11 protein-coding genes and 1 pseudogene are annotated in these 10,303 nt (G+C 36.5%); 2 read left to right on the top strand and 10 right to left on the bottom strand.

Translation table 11 applies throughout. From position 1 onward, the window contains the following. Window positions 1-208: 208 nt before the first annotated feature. Together KHM83_RS18950 and KHM83_RS18945 are read left to right on the top strand one after the other, a co-directional pair. Window positions 209-469 (top strand): TfoX/Sxy family protein, encoded by a 261-nt coding sequence (locus tag KHM83_RS18950; RefSeq protein WP_213238603.1) that lies wholly within the window; start codon window positions 209-211, stop codon window positions 467-469. A 24-nt stretch (window positions 470-493) separates the two neighbouring features. Further along, window positions 494-1,018: an LD-carboxypeptidase gene (locus tag KHM83_RS18945; RefSeq protein WP_246543207.1), complete on the top strand. Its 525-nt coding sequence runs from the start codon at window positions 494-496 to the stop codon at window positions 1,016-1,018. Window positions 1,019-1,163: 145 nt separating this feature from the next. Here the strand turns inward: KHM83_RS18945 and KHM83_RS18940 are convergent, their stop codons facing one another. The 10 genes and pseudogenes from KHM83_RS18940 to KHM83_RS18895 form a co-directional block, all read right to left on the bottom strand. Continuing rightward, window positions 1,164-1,949 (bottom strand): class I SAM-dependent DNA methyltransferase, encoded by a 786-nt coding sequence (locus tag KHM83_RS18940; protein WP_213238602.1) that lies wholly within the window; start codon window positions 1,947-1,949, stop codon window positions 1,164-1,166. 41 nt (window positions 1,950-1,990) lie between these two features. After that, window positions 1,991-4,347 (bottom strand): annotated as a pseudogene (hsdR, locus tag KHM83_RS18935) (EcoAI/FtnUII family type I restriction enzme subunit R). Window positions 4,348-4,440: 93 nt separating this feature from the next. Then, a complete protein-coding gene (locus tag KHM83_RS18930; RefSeq protein WP_213238601.1) occupies window positions 4,441-4,680 on the bottom strand; it encodes a helix-turn-helix domain-containing protein in 240 nt (79 codons plus the stop codon). A gap of 373 nt (window positions 4,681-5,053) precedes the next feature. After that, window positions 5,054-6,859: a relaxase/mobilization nuclease domain-containing protein gene (locus tag KHM83_RS18925; protein ID WP_213238600.1), complete on the bottom strand. Its 1,806-nt coding sequence runs from the start codon at window positions 6,857-6,859 to the stop codon at window positions 5,054-5,056. Next, entirely contained in the window at window positions 6,850-7,185 is a 336-nt protein-coding gene (locus tag KHM83_RS18920) for a plasmid mobilization protein (protein WP_213238599.1), read from the bottom strand. Before KHM83_RS18920 ends, KHM83_RS18925 begins: the two co-directional genes overlap by 10 nt. Before the next feature lie 136 nt (window positions 7,186-7,321). Continuing rightward, window positions 7,322-7,552, bottom strand: coding sequence for a hypothetical protein (locus KHM83_RS18915; protein WP_213238598.1), 231 nt, complete (start codon window positions 7,550-7,552; stop codon window positions 7,322-7,324). A 26-nt stretch (window positions 7,553-7,578) separates the two neighbouring features. Next, window positions 7,579-8,061, bottom strand: coding sequence for a hypothetical protein (locus tag KHM83_RS18910; protein WP_213238597.1), 483 nt, complete (start codon window positions 8,059-8,061; stop codon window positions 7,579-7,581). Window positions 8,062-8,118: 57 nt separating this feature from the next. Continuing rightward, window positions 8,119-9,153: a ParM/StbA family protein gene (locus KHM83_RS18905; protein ID WP_343213178.1), complete on the bottom strand. Its 1,035-nt coding sequence runs from the start codon at window positions 9,151-9,153 to the stop codon at window positions 8,119-8,121. 17 nt (window positions 9,154-9,170) lie between these two features. Further along, window positions 9,171-9,551 (bottom strand): TnpV protein, encoded by a 381-nt coding sequence (locus KHM83_RS18900; RefSeq protein ID WP_213238596.1) that lies wholly within the window; start codon window positions 9,549-9,551, stop codon window positions 9,171-9,173. Between the two features lie 5 nt (window positions 9,552-9,556). Beyond that, on the bottom strand, window positions 9,557-10,180 hold the full coding sequence (locus KHM83_RS18895; RefSeq protein ID WP_246543206.1) for a hypothetical protein: 624 nt from the start codon (window positions 10,178-10,180) through the stop codon (window positions 9,557-9,559). Window positions 10,181-10,303 lie beyond the last annotated feature (123 nt).

Here is a 10,303-nt window from a genome sequence, read left to right as displayed (position 1 = left end):
GCCGGCTTTCTTCAGATTCCTCGTCGCCAAGGACACCCTTGCCTTAAGCTATACACTTCCCACTACCAGGGTGTGTTAGGGACTCTCACCCGTTAGATTACGCCCATACCGGGCACACCAAGAAAAACGAAAGGGCAGGTAACTGCCCTTTCGTTTTATTTTATCCATGTATGCTAAAACATATCATGTTAAAAAGGAGGTGTGTGAAATGGGAGAATTAGCGAATTTATTCAATATTGGAAAAGAAGTGGAACGCCAATTAAATGAGGTAGGAATTACAACGAAAGATCAGTTAATGCAGATTGGAAGCAAAGAAGCTTGGTTAAGAATCAAGAAAATAGATGATTCAGCTTGTATACATCGCCTTTACGCGTTAGAGGGAGCGATTGAGGGAATAAAGAAATCTCAGTTAAGCCCTGAGAAAAAAGAAGAACTGAAAGAATTTTATCGGGTACAGACTGCAATATAGTTTACTATAGATTGGAGGCAGCAGATGAGAAAACCAAAAGAACTTAAAGTAGGAGACAAGGTAGCTATTGTATGTCTATCAAGTGGTATGCTTGGAGAAGATTTTGCGAAGCATAATTTAATTTTAGGACAAAAGAGGCTACAGGAATTTGGATTAGTACCAGTTTTTATGCCAAATTCATTAAAGGGTATTACATATTTAAATGAACATCCAGAAGCGAGGGCGCAGGACTTAAAGGAAGCTTTCACGGATCCGCAAATCAAAGGAATTATCTGTGCGATTGGCGGAGATGATACCTATCGACTGTTACCATATTTACTTGAAGATAAGGAATTTATCGATAGCGTAAGGAATACTCCAAAGTTATTTACGGGCTTTTCCGATACAACAATCAATCACCTAATGTTTTATAAGCTTGGAATGACAAGCTTTTATGGACCAACCTTTATCTGTGATTTAGCAGAATTAGATCATGATATGCTTCCATACACAAAGGAAGTTTTTTTTGCAATACTTTCAGAAAAAAGAGAAAACTTCAATATTATCTAGTCCTTACTGGTATGAAGAACGAACCGATTTTTCAGAGAATGCAATTGGTACGAGCCGCGTGCTGCATGAAGAAGTAAGAGGCTTTGACGTAATTCAGGGTCAAGGGGTTGTAAGAGGAAAATTGTTAGGAGGGTGTCTGGAAAGTCTATATGATATTTTGAGTAATACCAGATATGATGTCTGGATTGTCAATGTCATGTAATAACATATTTGTAACACAAAGGATATGTGGCAACGCTTTCTTCTCTACACCATAGATAGAGTTATTATAGATTTCTCTATTTTCAAGAGAATTCCCCACCTGCTTTTCAAAAGCATTTAATGCAGATACAAGAAATCCACCAGTACCGCAAGCAAAGTCTGCTACTTTTTCACCTAGTTTTGGTTTGATTACTTCTACCATAAAATCCGTAACTGCTCTTGGTGTATAGAATTCTCCTGCATTTCCTGCACTCTGCAAATCTTTTAAAAAGGATTCATAGATTGTTCCAAATGCATGTCTTTCTTCGTATTCTGTAAAATCTATTTCGTCAATGATATTTACGACCTGACGCAGTAATACCCCATCTTTCATATAGTTATTTGCATCTTCAAAAGCATATTTTACAATAACCTGATTCATAGGAGTTACATCATCAATCTCTAGATTCTTAAGAGTTGGAAATAAGGTGTTGTTCACATAGTTAAGAATAGCATCTCCAGTCAGTGCTTCTCCATCTTTATTATCCACAGCCCAATTTCTCCATTTACATTCTTCTGGAATAATAGAGAAATATTCCTCATTTACCAGTTCCCATTCTTCCTCTTTTGCATCATATATTTTAAGGAAAAGAATCCATACAATCTGTTCAATCCTTTGTGCGTCACCATTTACACCTGCATCATTTCTCATTACATCCTGTATTCTTTTCACAAAATTAGTTATTGCCATTTACTTATCCTACTTTCTTAGCAAGCTAAGCTTGCTGATTTTTATGCTGTATAAATTTCGTCTTCTAATTCTTTTATTGCTTTTTGATAAGCTTCTTTTCCACCAAATTCTTTTACAATCTTCATTGGACTTCCATACTTAGCAAATTCCTGAAGCTGTAGCACTTTGGTTTCCTCAATTTCCTTAATTCCCTCATTGGCATACTTTTCAAGCAGGGTACTTAATACCTGCTGTGCTAACTCAGAGTATTTATACAAATAATGACGTTTTTCACATTATTTGCTCTTTCTATTTTCGTTAAAGGTGCTTTGTCATAGGCGAGATGACATATCAAATCAAAGTCATCCAGTTCAGCTTTACCCGTTTCTTCTCTTACTGCATCTAACAGCACACCTTCATCCTTTAATTCATCAATAATTGCCTGTTTCTTTTGAGCCTCTGTCCATCGTTTCAAGAAATCATCTAATCTTGCATACTGTTGCAAGATGTTCTTTTTTGTGTAATCAATTAGGCTTTCTGTTATCAACTTCCCATCTCTGTCTACATATTGAACTCGTTCAGATAATACTTTTACGCAAACATCCCCAACATAATATTTCTTAGGTCTATCATCATCGTCAAAACCACCATCGGTACCAGAACCACTTCCGCTTCCGCCTGAATTACTATCTGTACCTTCTGTATTATCTGGTTTTTCACCATCTTCATTCCCAGTTGGAATTTCTACATCACCTGGTACATCAATTACCACTTCTGGGTCTCCATCAAAAGCTGGATCTGCAAATAATCTGCTGGCATTTCTAAAATCCATAATTGTAAAATACGTTTTTCCATAGTCTTCAAGAAGTCTGGTTCCACGACCAATAATTTGCTTGAATTCCGTCATACTATTGATGTTATTATCCAGTACAATCAGTTTACACATTTTTGCATCAACACCTGTTGTCATGAGTTTACTTGTTACGGCAATGACTGGATATGTACTTTCTTCATCGATGAAATATTCTAGTTGGGATTTTCCTTCATCATTATCACCAGTTATACGCATGATATATTTATCATTCTGTGTATACAAATCCTTGTTCTCATTAATAAGTGCCTGACGCATACGTTCCGCATGCTCAATGTCTACGCAGAAAACAATAGTTTTACTAAAGCGATCTGTCTTCTTTAAAAATTCAGTAATCTTAGCAGCAATCACTTTCGTACGTTGTTCAATAACTAAGGTTCTGTCATAATCTTTGACATTATACTCTCTGTCTTCTATTTCATACCCGTTATCATCGACTTTTCCACCCTCAGGGCGATATCCCTCTAAGTCTTTATCAAGCCCTACACGAATCACTTTATAAGGGGCTAAAAATCCATCGTCAATTCCCTGCTTAAGTGAATACTCATAAATAGCTTCTCCAAAGTAAGTCTGGCTGGATGCCTCTTTTGTTTCAATTGGTGTGGCAGTACAGCCAACCTGTGTAGCCGAAGAAAAATAATCTAGAATCTTTCTCCATGCAGACTCTTCCTTAGCACTTCCACGATGGCATTCGTCAATAACAATTAAATCAAAGAAATTAGGTTGAAATTGAAGATATGTTTCTTCTCCATCATCTCCTGATAACTGCTGGTACAATGCCAGATATATTTCATAAGAGCTATCCAGTTTTTTATTTGCTACCTTTGTCATCTTTCCACCAAAAGGTTTAAAATCTCCTGATATGGTCTGATCTACCAACACATTTCGGTCTGCAAGGAATAGAATTTTCTTTTTAATACCTGCTTTCCATAATCGATAAATAATCTGAAATGCCATAAAAGTTTTTCCTGTTCCAGTAGCACAGACTAGAAGTGCTCTGTCTTTCCCACTTGCAACAGCATCCACTGTTCGATTAATTGCAATTCTCTGATAATATCTTGGCTTCTTATATCCTGGAACATAATAGTATGGCTCCAACAATACCTTTTCTTCACTTGAATCAACATTTTTGTCTTTGCAAAATCTTTGATATAGCTCTTCTGGTGAAGGGAAATCCTCTAAAGAAAGGTTTTTCACTTCTCCTGTAATCAAATTTTGCTCTACAAATCCATCTCCATTAGAAGCATAGACATAATAAATATCTAAAGCTTTTGCATATTCAATTGCTTGTTGTAATCCTGCTCCAACTGGATGATTATTGTCTTTCGCTTCAATAATTGCCAATGGAAAATTCGGCTTATAAAACAGAACATAATCAGCCCTTTTCTTCGAACCTCTAGCGGTAACATTTCCTCTTAAAATAATTCTACCCGCAGTAAATGCATATTCTAAACGAACTTGTTTCTTTATATCCCATCCAGCATCTGTAATTGCTGGCGTTATGTATCTTGCCTTTATATCTTCTTCCGATAAGTCTCTCTTCCCCATAAGCTTTTCCTTTCTGCTGATTATCTATGTTTTTCTAACTTTTTTATCTCATTTATTAAGATATATTTCGAACAATTTTACATTACTTATCAATTATACGGTTTTACCTGTCCCATTTTCAGGACTTATCTCAACAATATCATCAAATCCACATTTAAGTTCCAAACATATCCTTGCCAGAATATCCAAAGATACCTGCTCATTGTTTGACATTTTTGTAAAAGTACTTGGCGCAATTTGAGTTTTCTTCCTTAAATCCACCTTAGTCATGTCTCTTTCAAGTAGTAATCTCCACAGCGGTTTGTAACTGATTTTTATTTGTTTTTCTGACATTTATTTTCCTCCATGTTTTACAAAAAACATTAAAATCCACTAAATAATATTGTATCAAACTTGTTTCGCAATTACAAATGCAATTTTGATTTCTCGAAACTATATTCTTATAATTTTCCATAGTCCTATTTTATGAATCTGTGATAAACTGTATTTATACATCTGCTTACGGAAGAGTTAAAAACTCTGCCGGGTAAAGTCAAATTAGCTGCCATAAAAATTCTCACTACTTTATTAATTTGCATCAGCACTGTTTCATTCAGTGCGGAAAGAGAGTCTTATATGGTAAAAAATAATAATGTAACAACCCAAGCAACAGTTACTAAGATTAGCGCGGCGACTAATCTTACTTTCCCGTAAGTAGATGTGCTCTTTATCTTCTTTTATCCTGATTTCGATAATACCAGCTTGGTTCACTGTTTTTCTTAATCGCTTCTTCTAGCCTACAATACTCTTCTGTTTCATCTGAAATATACTGATAAGTAATTCCAATTGACTTAAGTTTTTCATGGAATTGTTTAATGGAAACAAGCATATCATTACTATCAATTCCAATCCATTCCGCCTTTTCTTTATCTGTCATAACTTCATAGATTTCTTTTGTAACAACTTGCTCCTGTTCTTCTGTTTCTTCGGCTTTCTCTACAATTTCAGAAGTAAAATCAACTTCTTTATTAGAATATTCACTAACTGGATCAGCTTCCTCGGTAACCGCTACTTTTGCACCAGAACCCGCTTTGAATGTCTGTTCCTTATTATCGGTAATAAGCTCATAACAATCATTTGAACTCCAATTTCCACAATCAGAGAAATCCTTACTTTCTGCAACATTGTCCTTACCATCCACCGTCTCATTAAGAACCTTCTTTTCCTCTTTCTTCAAATACCAAGGCTTTTTAGGCACTTTCACATCATACACATTTCCAATTTCAACACCCTCTGGAACAAAAAGATCAACATAAAGTATTTCTTTCAAACAACGATCTCCAATCTTGATTTCTTTCTTTAGTCTCTTCTTTTCCAGTTTAATGTCATCCAGTTTCTTCCGATATTCTGGTTCTGTAGAAATAATAGAATCCCAATCATGATTATTAGTTGACTTTCTCTTAATCTCCGCTCGCTCCAGATACAAGGATTTCTGTTTCTCTGTCAACCGTTCTAAATCATACTTAGCCAGTCCTATAATACCTGCTATGTCCGTAACACTCTTTACATCTTTTCTGCAAAGAAATAAGTACTCCTCCTGTAGCATATGCATCCGCTCCAAGTCTTCTTTGAAACAGGCTGATTTATACTGGAATCTGCATTTCTCCACCACACGCATGCGATAAATCTTTCCATAAAACTTCTGCTGATAAGAATTCTTTGGCTTTGGCAAATACCTAACATCAGGTGTTAATATCCTCGGTGACTCATATTGATATCTTCCTTTATCAAAAAACTCTTGCAGATTTTCCTTAGAAAACTCCTCACTAATAGTATCTAATCTCCGAAATCGTTTCATTTTATTTGCTTTAACAGCCAGATGAGCACCTTGTTTTAAGACGTATCCTAATTCCTCTAACAGATAAATAAAATGCGCATAATCATCTGCTACACCACGACAATATTTCACATCGGCTTCAATAAATCCACTCCAAGACTGTTCCTTTTCCCACTGTTTTCGATTCATATTCACTGGATCTTTGCTGTATTCTGCTGGCATTATTGAAAGACCGTATTTCTCACATAAACGATTTGTAATCGGCTGAATCTGATGTTTCCAGTCTCCCTTCTTATATTCGTATTTCTTACCTGTATTCATATTCACACTATTAAAAACTAAATGCCCATGACAATGCTCTTTATCCGCATGAACACTATACACCGCCTCATAATCCTCTCCCAAAAACTCCTGTGCAAATTCCCTCATGAGTTCTAATAACTGTTCAGGCGTACCTTCTCCTGGCGGGCAGGATATTACGAAATGATATCCTTGCCTTCCTCCCATCTTTCCATATAATTCTTTTGTTCCAACCATCTGTTCAAATGCAAACTTTGGAACACAATTCCACCCACCAACTAGAACACCGCTTTCTGTCTTGGATTCATTCATAATATAATCCAAAGCATGCTTCAGATGATTTGTGATTTTCCCCTTTTTTCCAGCTCCTATATTCATAATCTTGGTTATCGCCATAATTGAATCAACTCCTTTAACAAACCTAGAATCACACCTAATTGCATACACATCTGATCAATTCTGCTCTGTGGAATATATTTATTTTCATTTGCCCATTTGACTGCCTGATTTACATTCGTAGCAACTCCTGTTATCTGTCTGATAATGTTCTGTCGATCACGAATATAATCTGCGTCAACACCACCATGCATAATTAAGCGTCTGACATATTCACTTTCTGACATCCTTGCCGCTTTTGCCCCCTCTGCTAATTTCTGTAGTTCTGATTCCGATAATCGAATGGTTCTATTTTGTCTTGCCATACCTACTTTTCTTTTTCCCATAATCGTATTCTCCTTCTTGAAATAATTGTTTACGTGCTTTACATCCTGAACACTTTTCCAATGTAAGATAAGTGCTGAGATTATTTGCAAGATACGGGTTTCGCATTGCGAAATCCTATCGGGCGCTGACGCACCCTTATCTTGTTAGGGATTCCATCCCTAAGACCCTTGTATATTTACAGCCTTTGGTCTGTAAAAAAGGCGTAAAAAAAGACAGAACAGCATAAAATTTGCCTTCTGTCTCTTTTGCACCCAATATATTAAATATGGCTACAAATCCATATCCATTTGTAACCATATCATTTCTATTATCTTTCCTTAAAATATCTGCTACCAAAATGACCATCATGTGTAGCCGTTCTTCCATTTCTGGTAACACTCTTGTAATCAAACCTATTCCATCATTCCAAAATCAAGGAATTCGTTTTCCTCAATCTCATAATCTGATTCTTTACTCAAATCATCGGAATCACTTTTCACTACTACTTCCGATGTATTTATTGCACCAGTAGAAGTTGTTGTAGGAAATATTCCTGTAGAATTTACTCCCGCTAGCTGTCCCATTGTAACACCATTCTGAAAAGAAATCTGTTGCATACACATCACATAATTCCCGATCAGTGCTGGAAGATTACTAAGCACTTTCTCTTCCACTGACTTTACGATTCTGTCTGAAAAAGCCTCTTCTTTTTCTCTTGTCTCAAAGTAGGGATCTTGTTCCTGCCTTATGCATTTTTCATAATAATCCAGTATCGCAAGCACCACGAATTTGCTCTGGGACTTAAATTGTTTCTTATCAAGGGCATGTAAGATTTCCCATGCCCTTTTGTCTTCCTCTTCTTCCTCATAGAATCGGATATTCGTATTCCTAATCATTGAAAACTCCTTTCTCACAAGATTTTAACCGTATCAATTTATCAGAAATCTTTCTGATTAACGATTCTGGTTTTGTCTGCGAAGTCCCATATAACAGTAATACTCGTATCCTTTTGCCGTTGCACAGATATCTGTGATGAAGAAGGTCTTATCTGGATTATACTCTCCGACGGTTTCTACCAGCTTATGACCACCACCCATAATATGCAGATTCATGAGCTTATCGTTATATTCATAATCTTTCAGTTTCGCAAATATTTCAGCCACATACTCTGCTGCTGCATTTATGATCAAAGAATTATAAGGTTCATCTACTTTGGTTACTCCTGTTCTTAGAAAACGCTCAATCACATCATCCATAAGATTGGTGCCTGTTTCATCCAATACCTTGTTGCGAATTCGAATTGCACACTGATTAACTCCGAATTTCTCCGTCCATGATTTATTCTCCATTGCCCTTCTGTCATTGAGATACATGATGTTCATGGTTCCATTTCCAATATCAACAAGCATATTAATTCCAGTAAATTCTTTTAATGTCTCTGCCACCGCAGAATAGCACTGTGGCATTACCGTACAATCGACAAGCTCTACCAGATATTTCTTATCCCGATATTCAAAATCCACGTAGCGATTGCGAAGCAGATACGACTTAAACGATTCTCTTTGTGCCTTTACCCATTTCAACGGAAGTCCTACTGCCAGATGAATCTTTGCCTCATGCAGTCCTCGAAGTTCCAGTTCTTTTGCAATCGCCGCCAGCGTCAGGATATAATAATCATCATCTGCAATCTTGTCTGCCAGAAAACTCTTGTGCCCTTCTGATATTACATAATATTTATCTTCATATTTCACATAATCTTTGCTAAAAATCGGCGCTGTTTCACTTGCTTCGGCGGATGCTTTGAAGCAAAAATGAGCTGTCTTAATGTTGCCGTAACCGTGGTCACAGCCAATAATTAAAGTTCCATTCATATTATAATCTCTCATTTGTTCTTCTCCTTTACCATTCGGTGTTGTTGTAATTTCTAATTGCTTTGGTTTTCCCATAAAACAATTCTGATTTCCTGCTATCTTTAAGCTCTCATTCATAAATAAAATCCCTCCCATTAGTGAAACTGATTGACAATGTCTTGAAAAATACTCTCTTCAGCAATACATTTCGCATCTTCCCGAAGTCTCCACATTTCCATGGTGGAACTGGAATCTTTAGGCGGATGACTTTTAATATACTTCTCCGTCATAGAATCCAGCATCTGATAAGCTTCCTCATCAACCTCTGTTGCTTTTGTCATTAATTTTCCAAATCGATATAAATGACGATAACGATCTGGATGATTCTCTTTCATAAAATTCATCCATAGATGTCCATACTTTCCAACATAAATTGCCTCTTGTGTTTCTACCTCTGTAAATACTGGATAAAATAATCCTTCTCGTTCTTCATATTGAATTCCCATGGAATCAAATAATGATTTCTTTTCATTCATAATAATTATCTTCCCTTCTTCTCCATTGTCTTTGTCTTAGTTTGATTTAGGCTCCATTCTTTTACAAGCGTTTCTATCAGTTCCACTTTCTGTTTTGGCGTATAATCAGATGGAAAATAACCTTCTAATGAATCTGCATAAATCTTTAGTTTTTCCCTCTGATTTGGTTTCTCCTCACCAAGAATTTCATAGAGCATATCCATATCTAACTTCCCTGACTGGCTCATACGTTTCATCCGATTTGCCTGTGACAGTGACGGAATGACCTGCTCCAGTTCCATAACTGCATGAAGTTCATACTGTTCTTCTTCTGACAGATAAGACAGTTCTACTGCGGAACGAAATGCCAGTTTATCTTCATCTACCATATCCAGAATCTTCGGTATCAGATTGGTAAGACGAATATATCTTGCAATCTGATTTCTGCTTTCTCCTATTTGTCTTGCCAACAATTCATCTGTCCGTACTCTTTCTTTTTCTAATGGCTGACTGCCTAATTCCCATTTTCCCGAATCATCATAAGAACAGACCAACTGATTCAATTCCAAAGTCGGATTTTCTAACTTCGTCCCCACTGGAGACAAAGTTCCATCTTGAAACAAATCATTTCGCTTCCCCTGCTGCTTCATTGCTGTTTTAGCCCACGTGATTTGACTTTGCCTTGCTCTTTGTCTTTGTCAATGCCACGATGAAATAGATCACTTGTTTTGCCGTAGTCATTTGTTACAATACATGTAGCATATATGTATTGA

Origin of the sequence: Fusibacter paucivorans, from assembly GCF_018390735.1 — a bacterium.
In the GTDB taxonomy this organism is placed as follows: Bacteria; Bacillota; Clostridia; order Peptostreptococcales; family Acidaminobacteraceae; genus Fusibacter; species Fusibacter paucivorans.
Note: the sequence above shows the minus strand (reverse complement) of the source record. Positions and strands in the feature narration are given on the sequence as shown.

Coding starts and splice junctions, on each gene's coding strand:
- KHM83_RS18950 (WP_213238603.1), top strand. CDS start 209: ATGGGAGAATTAGCGAATTTATTCAATATTGGAAAAGAAGTGGAACGC.
- KHM83_RS18945 (WP_246543207.1), top strand. CDS start 494: ATGAGAAAACCAAAAGAACTTAAAGTAGGAGACAAGGTAGCTATTGTA.
- KHM83_RS18940 (WP_213238602.1), bottom strand. CDS start 1,949: ATGGCAATAACTAATTTTGTGAAAAGAATACAGGATGTAATGAGAAAT.
- KHM83_RS18930 (WP_213238601.1), bottom strand. CDS start 4,680: ATGTCAGAAAAACAAATAAAAATCAGTTACAAACCGCTGTGGAGATTA.
- KHM83_RS18925 (WP_213238600.1), bottom strand. CDS start 6,859: ATGGCGATAACCAAGATTATGAATATAGGAGCTGGAAAAAAGGGGAAA.
- KHM83_RS18920 (WP_213238599.1), bottom strand. CDS start 7,185: ATGGGAAAAAGAAAAGTAGGTATGGCAAGACAAAATAGAACCATTCGA.
- KHM83_RS18915 (WP_213238598.1), bottom strand. CDS start 7,552: ATGGAAGAACGGCTACACATGATGGTCATTTTGGTAGCAGATATTTTA.
- KHM83_RS18910 (WP_213238597.1), bottom strand. CDS start 8,061: ATGATTAGGAATACGAATATCCGATTCTATGAGGAAGAAGAGGAAGAC.
- KHM83_RS18905 (WP_343213178.1), bottom strand. CDS start 9,153: ATGAATGAGAGCTTAAAGATAGCAGGAAATCAGAATTGTTTTATGGGA.
- KHM83_RS18900 (WP_213238596.1), bottom strand. CDS start 9,551: ATGAATGAAAAGAAATCATTATTTGATTCCATGGGAATTCAATATGAA.
- KHM83_RS18895 (WP_246543206.1), bottom strand. CDS start 10,180: ATGAAGCAGCAGGGGAAGCGAAATGATTTGTTTCAAGATGGAACTTTG.